Below are 14,980 nucleotides of genomic sequence, written 5' to 3'. Positions count from 1 at the left end.
GCTCCCCCGCCGCCCGGCCGGGGCGGGACCCGGGCCGGGCTGGGGCACCACTCGGCAGTGGTCAGGGGTGCTGGGGAAACACAGAGACGGCCTAGAAGGGGTGGACACCCACCGGCACGGCCGGCGGGGGGCCGTAGCCCTCGGAGATGCGCTGGTGATAGGTCTCACGGTCGATCACTTCGAGGCCGACCGTCTCCCATGGCGGGAGCTTGGCCGTCGAGCGGTGCTCGCCCCACAGGCGCAGCGCGATGGCCGCGGCATCGTGGAGGTCACGGGCCTCCTCCCAGTACCTGATCTCGGCGTGGTCATGGGCATATCGGCTGGTCAGCAGGAACGGGTGATCGTGCGCGAGCTGTTCCAGCGCGCGTCTGACCTCCGGGAGCGGGGCCCCGGGCCCGGAGACGCTGAGCGTGACGTGCCAGAGCCGGGAGCTGGTGCGCGCTTCCGGCTGATGGTCCGCACTGGTATCCGCTCCGCTGTCGACGCTGACCAGTGCCCGTTCCGTCGTCCCCCGGGGGAACGAACCTGGGCGCCCTCGTCTCACCGGCGGCCTCCCTGTGGCGTTCTGCTTTGCGAGCGCCGCCCGTCCCCGCGGCGGTATTGGCGACTCCTCCGCTTCAAAGTTGACCAGGGTGCGGGCTACCGCGGGGGCGTTTTCGACAAGAAGTCCCCGACTGGGTCTGCCGGGCCGGCCGTTCGCTCAGTGCTGGTGCAGCACAACGAGGTCGTCGCGGTGCACGACCTCGCGCTCGTACGCGGGTCCGAGTTCGCGGGCGAGGTCGTGCGTCGAGCGGCCGAGCAGCCGCGGCAGCTCCCTGGCATCGAAGTTGACGAGGCCTCGGGCGACCGCCCGGCCGGACTCGTCGAGCAGGTCGACCGGGTCGCCGGCCACGAACTGCCCCTCGACGCCGGTCAGTCCGGCCGGCAGCAGCGAGGTACGGCGCTCCGTGACGGCCTTGACCGCGCCCGGGTCCAGGCGCAGCGCGCCGCGCGGGGTGGAGGCGTGCGCGAGCCACAGCAGCCGGTCGGCGGACCGCTTGCCGGTGCGGTGGAAGAGCGTGCCGGTGACGCGGCCGGCGAGGGCGTCGGCGGCGTGGCTGGCGGAGGTGAGCACGACCGGGATGCCGGCGGCGGCCGCGATCCGGGCCGCCTCGACCTTGGTGACCATGCCGCCGGTGCCGACCCCGGCCTTGCCGGCGCTGCCGATGGTGACGCCTTCGAGGTCGGCGGGTCCCGCAACCTCGTCGATCCGGGTGGCGCCGGGCGAGCGCGGGTCGCCGTCGTAGAGGCCGTCCACGTCGGACAGCAGCACCAGCAGGTCGGCGCGGACCAGGTGGGCGACGAGGGACGCCAGCCGGTCGTTGTCGCCGAAGCGGATCTCGTCGGTGGCCACGGTGTCGTTCTCGTTGACGACCGGCACCGCGCCCATGACGAGCAGCTGGTCCAGGGTCCGGTACGCGTTGCGGTAGTGGGCGCGGCGGCTGATGTCGTCGGAGGTCAGCAGCACCTGGCCGACCCGGATCCCGTAGCGGGAGAACGACGCGGTGTACCGCGCCACCAGCAGTCCCTGGCCGACGCTGGCGGCGGCCTGCTGGCGGGCCAGGTCGCGCGGCCGCTTCGCGAGACCGAGCGGGGCGAGGCCTGCGGCGATGGCGCCGGAGGAGACCAGCACGATCTCCTTCGGGCCGTTCTCCCGGGCCGTCGCCAGCACGTCCACCAGCGCGTCGACGCGATCCGCGTCCAGCCCGCCGGAGGCCGTCGTCAGCGAGGACGAACCGACCTTGACCACGACCCTGCGGGCCTCCACCACGTCCTGCCGCGCCGCTGCCACGTACGTCCCCTGTGCTCGCCTGTTCCCGTCGGTCCGCCTGCCCCGATCCGTGCAATCTACGTGATCCGGGGCACCGCGCGGCCGGGCGTATCGCGCCCTGGACACCGCGCCCCGGCACCCGCCGGGGCGACGGGTCCGGGATACGGGTCAGGCCGGCGGATCACAGGTCAGGCCTGCGGGTCCGGGTGCCGCAGCTGCCAGCCGGCCCAGGCCGAGGTGACCATCTGGCGGACGTCGTACCGGGCGGACCAGCCCAGCTCCTTGCCGATCAGCTCGGCCGAGGCGACGACCCGGGCCGGGTCGCCGGCGCGGCGCGGGACGATCTCGGGCGCGAGGTCGGTGTGTCCCGACACCTCGCGGATGAGGTCGATCATCTCCGCCACCGACACGCCCTCGCCGGTGCCGATGTTGAGCTTCAGGGACGCCGAGGGGTCGGCGGTCAGCCGGCGCGCCGCGGCGACGTGGGCGGAGGCGACGTCCTCGATGTGAATGTAGTCACGGACGCAGGTGCCGTCCGGCGTCGGGTAGTCGTCGCCGAAGATCAGTGGCGGCTTGCCCTGGGCCAGTCGCTGGAACACCATCGGCACCAGGTTGAAGATCCCCGGGTCGCCGAGTTCCGCGGAGGCGGCGCCCGCCACGTTGAAGTAGCGCAGCGAGGCGGTGGCCATGCCGTGCGCCCGGCCGACCGCGCCGACCATCCACTCCCCCGTGAGTTTGGTCTCGCCGTAGGGGCTCATCGGGTCGCAGGGGGTCCGCTCGGTGACCAGCTCGACGTCCGGCATGCCGTAGACCGCGGCGGAGGAGGAGAAGAGGAAGCGGCTCACCCCGGCCTCGGCGGCGGCCTCGAGGACCGTCTGCAGGCCGACGACGTTCTCGCGGTAGTAGTGCAGCGGGCGCTCAACCGACTCGCCGACCTGCTTCTTCGCCGCGATGTGCACGATCCCGCGCACCTCGTACTGCCCCAGGACGCGGTCCAGCGCCGCCCGGTCCAGCACGGAACCCTGCTCCAGGGGAACACCGGCGGGCAGCCGCGCCGCGTCACCGGTACTGAGATCGTCGAGGACGACCACCTGTTCACCGCTCTCGACGAGCGCCTTGACGACATGCGATCCGATATATCCGGCGCCGCCGGTGATCATCCAGGTCATCCGGTCAGTCTAAGTCGGTGAGTAGCCATGCGATAAACTCGGAGTGAACCCTCAGCAGGCTGCGCTCCCCCGGAGCAGGACCTCGGTTCGTCATTTCCCGCCACGGAAAGGTTGTCCTGACCCATGGTCCCTCGGCTCTCGGTGGTAGTGCCGATTTACAACGTCGAGATGTTTCTCGAGGAGTGCCTCGAATCCCTCGCCGGCCAGACGCTCCGTGAGCTCGAAGTCATCATGGTCAACGACGGTTCGACGGACAGAAGTGGTGAGATCGCCACCGCCTTCGCCGCCCGCGACCCGCGGTTCCGCCTTGTCGAACAGACGAACGGCGGCCTTGGCCACGCCCGTAACACCGGTGTACGCAACTGCACTCCGGGGGTGGATTACCTCACATTCGTCGACAGCGACGACATCATCCCGGACTACGCCTACGAGCACTTCCTGTCGACGCTGGACGAGACGGGGTCGGACTTCGCGTCCGGCAACGTGTTCACGCTGGACTCGAAAGGCACCGCCCAGTCGGCGATGCACCGCAAGGCCACGGCGACGACGCGGCTGAAGACCCACATCACACGTGACCCGGCACTCATCGCCGACCGGCTCGCCCCCAACAAGGTGTTCCGCCGCACCTTCTGGGACAAGTACGCGATGGAATTCCCCGAAGGTGTGCTCTACGAGGACACTCCGTTGACGGTCCCGGCGCACTTCAGGGCCCGCAGCGTCGACATCCTCGGTGAGCCCACGTACTACTGGCGGCAGCGTGAGGGCGGCGCCGCACCGTCCATCACCCAGCGCCGCACCGAGCTGAAGTCGGTCCGCGACCGCGTGGCCGCCGTCGACTCGGTGAGCCGCTTCCTCGCCGCGCAGCCGGGCAAGGAGTACCGCAAGTACAAGCGCTGGTACGACGAGACGGCCCTCGCCAGCGACATCCGGATCTTCATCAATGTGCTGCCCGACGCGGACCAGGAGTTCCGCGACCTCTTCATGCAGGTCGCCTCGGACTTCCTGAGCCGGGTGGAGCCCCGCGCCCTGGACGCGCTGCCGGCCCTCATGCGGCTGAAGTGGCACCTGATCCGGCACGGCAAGCTGGACGAGCTGCTCGAAGTCCTGTCGTACGAGAAGAAGGAGACCGGCGCGTCCCTGCCGGTCGTCCGGCGGTTCCGCCGCTACGGCAAGTTCCCGTTCTTCGGCAACCGCACCGTGGGTGTGCCGAATCACGTGTACCGCCTCAAGCAGGAACTGGCGCTGCGCACCAAGGTGTCCTCGATCACCTGGCACGGCGACGAACTGAAGATCGAGGGCTTCTCCTACGTCAGCAACCTGAACGTCCACAAGCGGCGGATGTCGCTCAAGGTCATCGCGCTGCGCAACAGCAAGTCCAAGCGCACGCTGGTCATTCCGGCGCGTACGGTCTTCCGTCCCGAGGCCACGTCGACCTCCGGCCAGAACCGCTACTCGTACGACTGGTCCGGCTTCGAGCTGACGGTCAACGCGCAGAAGCTCAAGCAGCGCGGCCACTGGAACGAGTCGACCTGGCGCTTCGCGATCGGCAACCTCAGCCGCGGCCTGCTGCGCAAGGGCGCCCTGAACCCGGGGGCCTTCGGCTCCGGCACCCACCCGCCGGTGCACTACGTCGACGCCGAGACCCGGATCGTCCCGCTGTTCATCGGCGGCCGGCTGCGGCTGCGGGTGGAGAAGGTCCGCGCCCGGGTCACCGGGCACGAACTGACCGACGGATTCATCGAGATCCGCGGAGTGGCGGCCGGCAAGCTCGCCGAGGGCAGCCTGCTGAGCATGCAGCACCTCAAGACCCCCAGCTCGCACGAGTACCCGCTGGAGATCACCGGAAGCTCCCCCCAGGGGCAGACGACCTTCACCGTACGGATCCCGCTGGACGACATCGTCGACGGCCGGATGACGGAGGTCGCACTGTCCTCGGTCAAGGCGCCGGACAGCGAGACCTGGCGCACCGAGATCATCGTTCCCGGTGAGCGCAAGGCACGCCAGCTGATCGCCGACGACGATCTGGCGCCGGGCCGGTACGCGCTGGCACCGTCGGCCTCGGGTCTCCCCCGTGAGCTGGCCCTGCACCGCAACGCACCGGGCTACCTGCTGCTGAGCGACCGGATCGTACGGCCCGTCGTGGACCGGCTGACCTGGCAGTCGGACGGCTCGCTGCTGGTCGAGGGCGAGTGCCCGACCAGCGCCACCGACCCGGCGAACCTGGTGTTGATGCACCGGGCGCACCACGAGGAGAAGGTCTTCCCCGTGACGGTGGCCGACAACCGGTTCACCGCCACCCTCACCGTGCACGCCGTCCCGGGGATGGCCGGCACCCTGCCGCTGCGTCCCGGCCGCTGGAACCTGATGTTCCAGAACTCGGTGGAGGACAACGAGCGCACCCCGGTCGTCATCAGCCCCGCGCTGATCGACGACCTGCCCGCCGAGACCATGGTCGCCGGCCGCAAGTACGTCGCGGCCGCGCACTCCTACGACCGGCTGGCGCTCGAGGTCACCGCGTCGCTGCGGACCGACGAGCAGGGCCCGTACCGGCAGCGCCAGTTGCGGACGCAGTTCTACCCCGAGGCCCGCACCCAGCCGCTGCGCGAGTCCGTGCTGTACGACAGCTACACCGGCAAGCAGTTCTCCGACTCGCCGCGCGCGGTGTTCGAGGAACTGATGCGGCGCGGCGACGACCTGGAGCACCTGTGGGTCGTCCGCGACGAGCAGGTGGAACTGCCGCCGGGCGCGAAGGCCGTCCGCATGTGGGGCCGCGAGTGGTTCGAGGCGCTGGCCCGCAGCCGGTACATCGTCACCAACGCGCACCTGCCGTACTGGCTGAAGCGGCGTCCGGGCCAGGTCGTCGTCCAGGCCTGGCACGGCACCCCGTTGAAGAAGATCGGCCACGACATCGAGGACGTCCAGTTCACCAACGGGCGGTACCTGGAGAACGTGGCGAAGGAGTCGAAGAGCTGGAGCTTCATCGTCTCCCCCAACCGCTTCAGCACGCCGATCCTGAAGCGCGCCTTCGCGTTCGACGGTGAGCTGCTGGAGGCGGGCTACCCGCGCAACGACATGCTCTACGCACCGGAGCGCGACGAGATCGCCCAGAAGGTGCGCGAGCGCATCGGCCTCCCCGCGGGCAAGAAGGTCGTGCTCTACGCCCCGACCTGGCGCGACGACCAGTACTACGGCCCCGGCCGGTACAAGCTCGACCTCCAGGTCGATCTGGTGAAGGCCAAGCAGGAGCTCGGGGACGACTTCGTGCTCCTGGTCCGGCGCCACCCGAACGTGGTGGACACGGTGCCGGGTGCGGGCGAGGGCTTCGTCTGGGACGTCTCGGAGTATCCGGAGATCGGCGAGCTGTTCCTCGCCGCGGACGTTCTGATCACGGACTACTCGTCGCTGATGTTCGACTACGCGAACACCGGCCGCCCGATGCTGTTCTTCACCTACGACCTGGCGCACTACCGCGACCAGCTGCGCGGCTTCTACTTCGACTTCGAGAAGGAGGCCCCCGGGCCGCTGATCTCCACGTCGGACGAGCTGATCGCGTCACTCAAGGACCTGGACGCGGTGACGGACCGGTACAAGGACGCGTACAAGAAGTTCCAGGACGTCTTCTGCGACCTGGACGACGGCCAGGCCGCCGGCCGGGTCATCGACCGGATGCAGGAGCTGGCGAAGGAGGACTGACCTCCCCGCTCACAGCCGCGAAAGGGCGGCCACCCCTCGGGGTGGCCGCCCTTTCGGGTGAGTCCGGCAGAAGGCGGAGGCAGAAGACCGGAAGGCGGCAGCGTCAGCGGCCGAGCAGCCGGCGCATCCGGGCCTCGGCGACCCTGCGGGCGCCCTGCAGCCCGTCCGCGACCCGCAGCACGAGCGCCCGGCCGCCGGTGACATGCGTCTGGACCAGCAGCACCCGGCCGGTGGGGCGCACCACGATGCCCCGGCGGGGCGCCTGGGCTCCGGCGGCCCGCACCTCCACCGGGGTCGCGGCGCCGTCGGCGTACCGGATCTCGGCCCGTACGTTCCACACGCCCAGCTGCCCGGGGCAGGCCAGCGCCGGTGTCGACAGCCGTACGTCGGCGGTCCAGCCGTCGCCGTCCGGGACCAGCGGTGCCTCCACGCCGACCGCGGGCCGGCTTCCGGTCCGCTCCTCCAGCTCGACATGGATCGTGCGCGGGCCGAGCTCCGCGAGCCGCCCGTACAGCTCGTGCACGCGCAGGCTCAGCCGGGTGCTGCCGCCCGCCCTGACCCGGCCGTCGACGGCCACCGGCAGTTCGGCGGTGGCCAGCAGACCGAGACCCACGGGCGGCGCGGCCGGGTCGTACGGGGGGATCAGCCGGGGCGGGCGGGCGGTCAGCTCCACCAGCCGGCCGAGCTCGGCCGGCTCCGGCGCGGCCAGGATCGCACCGGCGATCCAGCGCGAGACGACAGCCGCGCAGGCGATGCCCTCGGAGTCGAACCCGGCCAGGTAGTCACGGGTGATCCGCCACCAGTCGGCCACGTACTCCCGGTCGCGCTGCGGGAGTTCACGCAAATAGAGCGGCAGGTCGTAGTCGCAGAACTTGGCCTGCGCATGCAGCGCCAGCTCCTCGCGTCCGGCGTTGCGCAGCACCTCGACGACGCCGCGGTGGGCGGTGACGCGGGACTGCCAGTTCCTGATGGCGCCGCGGCTCAGCGAGATCGACAGCTTCGCCGCCTGCCTGCGTACCTGCCAGAGGTAGACGACCTCGTCGGTCACCGCCAGCCGCGGGTCGGCGGCGTAGACCCGCGCGGTGAAGACGAAGTCCTCGTAGTGGAAGGCGCCGTCGGGGAACGTGATGGCGTGCTTCTCCAGGAACGCCCGGCGGTAGAGCTTGTTGACGGACAGGGTGTCCCACAGCATGCGGGGCCGGTCCTCGATCCCCTGGATCACGCTGCCGGGCAGATCGGCACCCGCCGACCGGTCGTAGATCAGCGGGGCCCAGACGGTGGTCGCGCCGTCCGGGAGCTCCACGCGCAGGCACTGGCCGGCGACGACGTCGGCACGCCGCTGCTCGGCGATCGGCAGCAGGGCGCCGATCGCTCCCGGCGGCAGGATGTCGTCACTGTCGAGGAACATCACGTACGGGAAGGCGGCGGCGGCCATGCCGTCGTTGCGCGGTGTCCCGCAGCCCCCGCTGTTCGTCGCCCTGGGGAGGATCCGCACCCGCGGGTCCGCGGCGAGCGGCGCGAGCGCGTCGAGGGTGCCGTCCGTCGAACAGTCGTCGACGACGATCACCTCGCCGACCTCGGACCCCTGCGCGAGCGCGGATTCAACAGCGCTCACGATGCGGGAGGCGTCGTTGTAGACGATCACAACGATGCTGACGTGTCCCATACCCGACCCCATGTCCCTGACCATCAGGAGATCATCTCATCCGGCGCCGGCCGGAAAGTCCCCGAGGAGCGCCTGGTCCGGCGCTCCTCGGGGGCTGTTCGGAACGACTGCTCAGAAGGCTTCGAAGTCGTCGAACTCCTGCTGCGCGTCGTCCTTGTCGCTCTTGTCGCGGCGGCGGTTGACCGCCGGGCGCGGCGGGTCGAAGCGGTGGTCCTCGCCGCGGCGGCCCAGCATCTCGGCACCGGCGGCCATCGTCGGCTCCCAGTCGAAGACGACCGCGTTCTCCTCCTCGCCGATGATGATCTCGTCGCCCGCCTGGGCGCCGGCCTTCACCAGCCGCTCCTCGACACCGAGGCGCGAGAGCCGGTCCGCGAGGTAGCCGACGGCCTCGTCGTTGGAGAAGTCGGTCTGCCGCACCCAGCGCTCGGGCTTCTCGCCGCGGACGCGGTAGGAGCCCTCCTCCTCGGTGACGGTGAAGCCGGCGTCGTCCACCGCGACCGGGCGGATGACGACCCGGGTCGACTCCTGCGCGGGCTTGGCGGCGCGGGTCTCGGCGACGATCTTCGCCAGGGCGAAGGAGAGCTCGCGCAGGCCCAGCCGGGAGACGGCCGAGACCTCGAAGACCTGGTAGCCGCGGGCTTCCAGCTCGGGCCGGATGATGTCGGCGAGGTCCTTGCCGTCCGGCACGTCGATCTTGTTCAGCACGACGATGCGCGGCCGGTCGCCCAGGCCGCCGTACTCGGCCAGCTCGGCCTCGATGACGTCGAGGTCGGTCACCGGGTCCCGGTCGGACTCCAGCGTGGCGGTGTCCAGGATGTGCACGAGCACCGAGCAGCGCTCGACGTGCCGCAGGAACTCCAGGCCCAGGCCGCGGCCCTGGCTGGCGCCCGGGATCAGGCCGGGGACGTCGGCGATCGTGTAGACGACCTCACCGGCGGTGACCACGCCCAGGTTCGGGACCAGGGTGGTGAAGGGGTAGTCGGCGATCTTCGGCTTGGCGGCCGAGAGCACCGAGATGAGCGAGGACTTGCCCGCGCTCGGGTAGCCGACCAGTGCCACGTCGGCGACGGTCTTGAGCTCCAGGACGATGTCCCGGGCCTTGCCGGGCTCGCCGAGCAGCGCGAAGCCGGGGGCCTTGCGGCGGGCCGAGGCCAGCGCCGCGTTGCCCAGGCCGCCGCGGCCGCCCTGGCCGGCGATGAAGGTGGTGCCCTGGCCGACGAGGTCGGCGAGCAGGTTGCCGTCCCGGTCCAGCACGACGGTGCCGTCCGGCACCGGCAGGACCAGGTCCTGGCCCTCGGAGCCGGTGCGGTTGCCGCCCGCGCCGCCCTTGCCGTTGGTGGCCTTGCGGTGCGGGGTGTGGTGGTAGTCGAGGAGCGTGGTGACGTCCTGGTCCACGACCAGGATCACATCGCCGCCACGGCCGCCGTTGCCGCCGTCCGGACCGCCGAGCGGCTTGAACTTCTCCCGGTGAACGGAGGCGCAGCCGTGGCCTCCGTTACCCGCGGCGACATGCAGCTCGACGCGGTCCACGAAGGTGGTCATACGGATTGCCTCCAGATAAATACGGGATTGTCTCAGTACTAACGCACCAAGGGCGGACCCTCTTCCCGCGCGCGGTGCGCGTCGGGGAAGTGGGATCCGCCCTCAGTGGTGTGTCTGTGTTCGTTGCGGAGCCGTATTAGACGGCGGCCGGAACGATGTTCACTACCCTGCGGCCACGCGCGGTGCCGAACTCGACCACACCGGCGGCGAGAGCGAACAGCGTGTCGTCCTTGCCGCGGCCCATGTTCGAACCGGGGTGGAAGTGCGTGCCACGCTGGCGGACGATGATCTCGCCGGCGTTGACGACCTGGCCGCCGAAACGCTTCACGCCGAGAAACTGAGCGTTGGAGTCACGTCCGTTACGGGTGGACGATGCACCCTTCTTGTGTGCCATGTTTTCTCAGTCCCTTACTTCGCAGCCGCGGGGATACCGGTGATCTTGATCGCCGTGTACTGCTGACGGTGACCCTGACGACGGCGGTAACCGGTCTTGTTCTTGTACCGCAGGATGTCGATCTTGACACCCTTGTGGTGGTCCACGATCTCGGCCGCGACCTTGATTCCGGCCAGGACCCACGGGTCACTGGTGACGGAGTCGCCATCGACCACGAGGAGCGTCGAGAGCTCGACCGCGTCGCCCACCTTGCCGGTGGAAATCTTGTCTACCTCGACGACATCGCCAACGGCCACCTTGTGCTGGCGGCCGCCGCTGCGCACGATTGCGTACACGCGGAACTCACTCTCAAGCTCGAATCGGGTACTCCTGAAGCCAGCCATCCCTGTCCTGCATTGGGGGGCCTCTCCCGGCGGACCGGGAGGGATTTGCTCAGGAGCGGGCGCAAAAACGCCGAAGGCCAAGGCTACGGGGCCCGTGGCGCAGGGTCAAACCGGGTGGCCGGGCGGCCGGCGGACGTAGTGCGGAAGGGCGGGCCCGAGGTCTCCGGGCCCGCCCTTCACCGTCTCAAGACGGCTTGTCACACCAGCAGTTGAGCTACTCGCTGTCGGCCGTACCGGCGGTCTTCTTCGTGGCCGCCTTCTTGGCCGGTGCCTTCTTGGCGACGGTCTTCTTGGCCGCCGTCTTCTTCGCCACGGCCTTCTTCGCCGCCGGCGCCTTCTTCGCGGCCGCCTTGCGCGGCGCCCGCTTCTTGGGCTCCGTGACCGCCCCGTCGGCCTCAGCGGCCTCCTGGACGGCCTCCGCGGCCTCGGTGGCGGGCTCGGTGCCGACGACCACCACTGCGGCGCCCTCGGCCGCCGGAGCGGTCACCTCGCGGGTCGCACGGCGGCGGGCGCGGGGCGGTGCGGCGGAGGGAGCGGGCTGCGCCGCCTCCACTGCCGCTTCCACGACCGGCTCCGGCGTCGGCTCGACGACGGGGGCGGCCTCGACCACGGTGACGGGCTCGGCCTCGGAGGAGGCCGGCGAACCCGCCGGGGCGCTCACCTTGCGGGTGGCACGGCGGCGCGTACGGCCCGGGGCCTGCGGCTCCATGACCGGTTCCGCGACGGGTGCCGGTTCCGCGACCGGCTCGACGACGACCGGTTCCGGGGCCTCGGCCGCGGGCTCGATCACGAACTCGATCACCTCGGCGGCCGGCGACTGCCGGTCCGCGAAGGGCGCGCCCGCCGGGGCGGTGGCCTTACGGCTCGCCCGGCGGCGGCCGCCACGGCCACGCGACGTCGCCGCGGCCTCGGCCTCGGCGGCGCTGCTGAACCACTCGTCGTCGGTCGCGACCGTCGGCACCAGCTCGGCCTCGGTCACCGCGACCGGCTCCAGCTCCGGGTACTCGTCCGCGTCCTCGTGCGCCTCGTACTCGTCGTTCTCGGTGTCGTTGCCGTTCTCGTTCTCGGTGTCGTGCTCGTGCGTGTGCTCGTCGCCCGCACCGGTCCCGGCCTTGCCGCGGCGCTTGCGCTTGCCGCCGCCACCGGTGGTCGTCGCCTGGTCCATGTGGACGATGACGCCGCGCCCGCTGCAGTGCACGCAGACCTCGGAGAACGACTCCAGCAGGCCCTGGCCGACCCGCTTGCGGGTCATCTGCACCAGACCGAGCGAGGTGACCTCGGCGACCTGGTGCTTGGTCCGGTCCCGGCCCAGGCACTCCAGCAGCCGCCGCATGACGAGGTCGCGGTTGGACTCCAGGACCATGTCGATGAAGTCGATGACGACGATGCCGCCCAGGTCGCGCAGCCGCAGCTGGCGCACGATCTCCTCGGCCGCCTCCAGGTTGTTCTTGGTGACGGTCTCCTCGAGGTTGCCGCCCTGACCGGTGAACTTGCCGGTGTTGACGTCGACGACGATCATCGCCTCGGTCTTGTCGATCACCAGCGAACCGCCGGACGGCAGCCAGACCTTGCGGTCCAGCGCCTTCAGCAGCTGCTCGTCGATCCGGTACGTCGCGAAGACGTCGACCTCGGAGGTCCACCGGCTGAGCCGGTCGGTCAGGTCAGGAGCGACATGGTGGACGTACTCGTTGATCGTCTCCCACGCCTCGTCACCGCTGACGATGACCTTGGTGAAGTCCTCGTTGAAGATGTCGCGGACGACGCGGACCGTCATGTCCGGCTCGCCGTAGAGCAGCGTCGGGGCGTTGCCGCCCTTGGCGCGCTTCTGGATGTCGTCCCACTGGCCCTGCAGCCGGTCGACGTCGCTGCGCAGCTCCTCCTCGCTCGCACCCTCGGCGGCGGTGCGCACGATGACGCCCGCGTCCTCGGGGACGATCTTCTTGAGGATGGTCTTGAGCCGGGCGCGCTCGTTGTCGGGCAGCTTGCGGCTGATGCCGGTCATCGAGCCCTCGGGCACGTAGACCAGGTAGCGGCCGGGCAGCGAGATCTGGCTGGTGAGGCGGGCGCCCTTGTGGCCGATCGGGTCCTTGGTGACCTGCACCAGGACCGACTGGCCGGACTTCAGCGCGCTCTCGATCCGGCGCGGACCGTGGCCCATGCCGAGCGCCTCGAAGTTGACCTCGCCGGCGTACAGCACCGCGTTGCGGCCCTTGCCGATGTCGACGAAGGCGGCCTCCATGGACGGCAGCACGTTCTGGACCTTGCCCAGGTAGACGTTGCCGACGTACGAGGTGGCCTGCTCCTTGTTCACGTAGTGCTCGACGAGGACGTTGTCCTCCAGCACGCCGATCTGGGTGCGCTCACCGCTCTGCCGGACGACCATGACGCGCTCGACGGCCTCGCGGCGGGCCAGGAACTCGGCCTCGGTGATGATCGGGACGCGGCGGCGGCCCTGCTCACGGCCCTCACGGCGGCGCTGCTTCTTCGCCTCCATGCGGGTGGAGCCCTTGATGGAGGTCACCTCGTCGAAGCCGGTGCCCAGGCTGGGCTCGGCCTTGGCGCGCGGCTCACGGACCTTGACGACCGTGCGCTCCGGGTCGTCGGCGACCGTGCCGTCGTCCCCGCCCGAGTCGCCACTGCGGCGACGGCGACGGCGCCGGCGACGGCTGCTGGTGGAGCCGTGGTCGTCGTCGTCCTGGCCACCGTCCGACGCCTCGGCGTCGTCCTCGGTGTCGTCCTCGTGCTCCTCGTCCTCGGCCGACTGCTCGTCGCCCTCGGCGGACTCGCCACGGCGACGGCGGCGGCCACCACGGCGGCGGCGGCGCGACGGACGGTCGTCCGACTCGTCGTCGTCCTCGTCGGACACGGTCTCCTCGGACACCGCGTCGGCGGTCTCGTCCTCGGCCTCGACGGGCGCGGCTTCGGTCACCACGTCCTCGGCCGGGGCGCCGCGGCGACGGCGGCGGCGACGCGAACCGCCCTCCTGCTCGTCGTCCTCGTCACGGGACCGGACGGCCGGAGCCGGCGGCTCCTCCTGGACCGGTTCGGCGGCGACGGGGGTGGTGACGTGCTCGGCGGCCTGGAAGACCGGCGGCTGGAAGACCATCGTCGGCGGGCGCACCGCACGGCGGCGGCCACGGGTCGGCGCCGGCTCGGCCGGAGCCTCCTCGGGCTCGACGGCCACCGGCGCGGCGGTCTCCTCCGGCTCGGCGGGCTCGACCGGACGGGCGGCCTCGACGGCCTGCTCGGCGGCGACGGCGCGCTTGCGGGTGCGGCGGTTGCGGGCCGGGGCCTCCGCCTCGGGTGCCTCGGCCACGGCCTCCTCGACCGGGGTGAACTGCGGGGCGGCCTCGGCGGTGCCCTTACGGGTGGCGCGGCGGGCGGCACGCGGCGCGGCAGGCGCCTCGGTGTCCTCCTCGTCCGGCACGACGGGCTGCGCGGCCGGTGCGGCCTGCGCGAAGGTGTCGTCCTTCGGTGCCAGCGCGCCCGGCTTCAGCCGGCGGGCGCCGTCGCCCGCGGCCGACGAGGCCGACGGGGCGGAGGGAGCGACGCGCTTGCGGGAGGAGCGGCGGCCACGGCCCGGGGCCTCGGCCTCGGACGCGGCGGGTGCCGCGGCAGCGGGGGCCGCGGCGACGACCGGCGCGGGGGCGGCGGGCGCCTCCTCGATGAACTGCGGAGCCTGGGCGGGCGCGGCGACCTTGCGGGTCGCGCGGCGGCGGGCCCGGGTCGGGGCGGCGGGGTCCACGGCCGGCTCGGCCGGTGCCTCGACGGCGGCCGGGGTCTCGGCGGCGGGCGCCTCCTCGACTGCCTGCGGGGCCTCGGACGGCGCGGTGACCTTACGGGTCGCACGACGACGGGCGCGCGGCGGCGCGGCGGAGGTGTCCGGGGCGTCAGCGGCCTCGGCCGGGGCTTCGGGCGCGGCGGCCGGTGCGGCCGCCGGGGTCTCGACAGCGTCGGGGGCCGCGGGGGCACCGGCCGGGGCCGTCACCTTGCGGGTGGCGCGACGACGGGCGCGCGGCGGCGCGGCGGAGGTGTCGGTGTCCTCTGCGGACGCCGGGCTCGCGGCCGGGGCCTCGTCGGCGGAAGTGGCCGGTATGGCCGGCGCGGCGGGCGGGCCCGCCGGGCGGGAGACGGCGCGGCGGCGACGGCGGGGGGCCGTGGCTTCTTCGCTGGTTGCGGCGCCGGTGTCCGGCGCCTCGTTGGGCTCGTTGTGATCGAGCATTCGGGCAGTGCTCCCGTCATGCTCCCGGGCGCCGCGCTCTGTTCCGGTGGCGGCGGGCCGCGACGTCGGTCGTGGTGCCGCTGTCCGGGGGCGCGGGCGCC

9 protein-coding genes are annotated in these 14,980 nt (G+C 71.7%); 1 reads left to right on the top strand and 8 read right to left on the bottom strand.

Annotation, left to right across the window (positions count from 1 at the left end; genetic code table 11):
• Positions 1 to 91: 91 nt before the first annotated feature.
• The 3 genes from C6N31_RS09195 to galE form a co-directional block, all read right to left on the bottom strand.
• Positions 92 to 544 carry a DUF8830 family protein gene (locus C6N31_RS09195; RefSeq protein WP_138353135.1) on the bottom strand — a complete coding sequence of 151 codons (453 nt, stop codon included), beginning with the start codon at positions 542 to 544 and terminating at the stop codon, positions 92 to 94.
• A 156-nt stretch (positions 545 to 700) separates the two neighbouring features.
• Positions 701 to 1,831 carry a glutamate 5-kinase gene (gene proB, locus C6N31_RS09190; RefSeq protein WP_244809168.1) on the bottom strand — a complete coding sequence of 377 codons (1,131 nt, stop codon included), beginning with the start codon at positions 1,829 to 1,831 and terminating at the stop codon, positions 701 to 703.
• 167 nt (positions 1,832 to 1,998) lie between these two features.
• The gene (gene galE / locus C6N31_RS09185; protein ID WP_138353134.1) at positions 1,999 to 2,979 is read right to left on the bottom strand and encodes a UDP-glucose 4-epimerase GalE; all 981 of its coding nucleotides are present in this window, start codon (positions 2,977 to 2,979) and stop codon (positions 1,999 to 2,001) included.
• Positions 2,980 to 3,102: 123 nt separating this feature from the next.
• On the opposite strand from galE, the gene C6N31_RS09180 reads away from it, so the two are divergent.
• A complete protein-coding gene (locus C6N31_RS09180; RefSeq protein WP_269770748.1) occupies positions 3,103 to 6,672 on the top strand; it encodes a bifunctional glycosyltransferase/CDP-glycerol:glycerophosphate glycerophosphotransferase in 3,570 nt (1,189 codons plus the stop codon).
• 103 nt (positions 6,673 to 6,775) lie between these two features.
• On the opposite strand, the gene C6N31_RS09175 is transcribed toward C6N31_RS09180, so the two are convergent.
• The 5 genes from C6N31_RS09175 to C6N31_RS09155 all read right to left on the bottom strand — a co-directional run bounded on the left by C6N31_RS09175 (position 6,776) and on the right by C6N31_RS09155 (position 14,879).
• Positions 6,776 to 8,338, bottom strand: coding sequence for a glycosyltransferase family 2 protein (locus C6N31_RS09175; protein WP_232484969.1), 1,563 nt, complete (start codon positions 8,336 to 8,338; stop codon positions 6,776 to 6,778).
• A 111-nt stretch (positions 8,339 to 8,449) separates the two neighbouring features.
• Entirely contained in the window at positions 8,450 to 9,880 is a 1,431-nt protein-coding gene (gene obgE / locus C6N31_RS09170) for a GTPase ObgE (protein WP_138359419.1), read from the bottom strand.
• Between the two features lie 136 nt (positions 9,881 to 10,016).
• Complete coding sequence (gene rpmA / locus C6N31_RS09165) at positions 10,017 to 10,274, bottom strand: 50S ribosomal protein L27 (RefSeq protein WP_138359421.1); 258 nt, start codon at positions 10,272 to 10,274, stop codon at positions 10,017 to 10,019.
• 14 nt (positions 10,275 to 10,288) lie between these two features.
• Positions 10,289 to 10,609 (bottom strand): 50S ribosomal protein L21, encoded by a 321-nt coding sequence (gene rplU / locus C6N31_RS09160; protein WP_138359423.1) that lies wholly within the window; start codon positions 10,607 to 10,609, stop codon positions 10,289 to 10,291.
• 262 nt (positions 10,610 to 10,871) lie between these two features.
• Positions 10,872 to 14,879 carry an Rne/Rng family ribonuclease gene (locus C6N31_RS09155; RefSeq protein ID WP_198357363.1) on the bottom strand — a complete coding sequence of 1,336 codons (4,008 nt, stop codon included), beginning with the start codon at positions 14,877 to 14,879 and terminating at the stop codon, positions 10,872 to 10,874.
• Between the last annotated feature and the right edge of the window lie 101 nt (positions 14,880 to 14,980).

Origin of the sequence: Streptomyces fildesensis, from assembly GCF_016107395.1 — a bacterium.
Classification (GTDB): Bacteria; Actinomycetota; Actinomycetes; order Streptomycetales; family Streptomycetaceae; genus Actinacidiphila; species Actinacidiphila fildesensis.
This window is presented reverse-complemented; position numbering and strand designations above follow the sequence as displayed.

Bases quoted from the DNA above. Each gene is read 5' to 3' on its own strand.
- C6N31_RS09175 (WP_232484969.1), bottom strand. From the start codon at position 8,338: ATGGGACACGTCAGCATCGTTGTGATCGTCTACAACGACGCCTCCCGC.
- C6N31_RS09180 (WP_269770748.1), top strand. From the start codon at position 3,103: ATGGTCCCTCGGCTCTCGGTGGTAGTGCCGATTTACAACGTCGAGATG.
- obgE (WP_138359419.1), bottom strand. From the start codon at position 9,880: ATGACCACCTTCGTGGACCGCGTCGAGCTGCATGTCGCCGCGGGTAAC.
- C6N31_RS09155 (WP_198357363.1), bottom strand. From the start codon at position 14,879: ATGCTCGATCACAACGAGCCCAACGAGGCGCCGGACACCGGCGCCGCA.
- galE (WP_138353134.1), bottom strand. From the start codon at position 2,979: ATGACCTGGATGATCACCGGCGGCGCCGGATATATCGGATCGCATGTC.
- rpmA (WP_138359421.1), bottom strand. From the start codon at position 10,274: ATGGCACACAAGAAGGGTGCATCGTCCACCCGTAACGGACGTGACTCC.